The 674-nt window shown below is 44.5% G+C and carries 1 pseudogene; it reads left to right on the top strand.

Going from position 1 to position 674, the window contains the following annotated elements:
• A pseudogene (locus R7R24_RS27340) lies at positions 1 to 674 on the top strand (error-prone DNA polymerase); the annotation flags it as partial.

The following is a 674-nucleotide window of genomic DNA, read 5'->3' on the forward strand; positions in this document are numbered from 1 at the left end:
AATTCCGTCGTGTGTTACTGCTTAGAAATCACCGCCGTCGATCCAAGACAAATCTCTGTCTTGTTCGAACGATTTATCAGTAAAGAACGCAAAGAGCCACCAGATATCGACGTTGACTTCGAACACGAGCGCCGTGAAGAAGTCATTCAATACATTTATAAAAAATACGGACGTGAACGTGCCGCTCTTGCCGCAACAGTGATCAGTTATCGCTTCAAAAGTGCGGTACGTGAGGTCGGAAAAGCGTTAGGTATTGAAGAGACCCAATTGGATTTTTTCATCAAAAATGTTAACCGCCGAGATCGTAGCCAAGGTTGGCAAGCACAAATTATTGAGCTTGGTTTGCAACCGGAATCGCTCAAAGGTCAGCAGTTTATCCAACTGGTGAACGAGATTATTGGTTTTCCTCGTCATCTTTCTCAGCATGTCGGCGGCTTCGTGATTTCATCGGGTCCATTATATGAATTGGTGCCCGTTGAAAATGCAGCAATGGAAGATCGAACTATCATTCAATGGCATCAGGACGATCTCGAAAGCTTAGAGCTTCTGAAAGTCGATGTATTGGCGCTCGGGATGCTCAATGCTATCCGTAAATGCTTTCAATTAATTGAGAAACACCACCAGCGATCACTTTCAATTGCTGAGATCACTCGCCGACAAGATGATCCTCATGT

The organism is Vibrio sp. 704 (genome assembly GCF_033339295.1).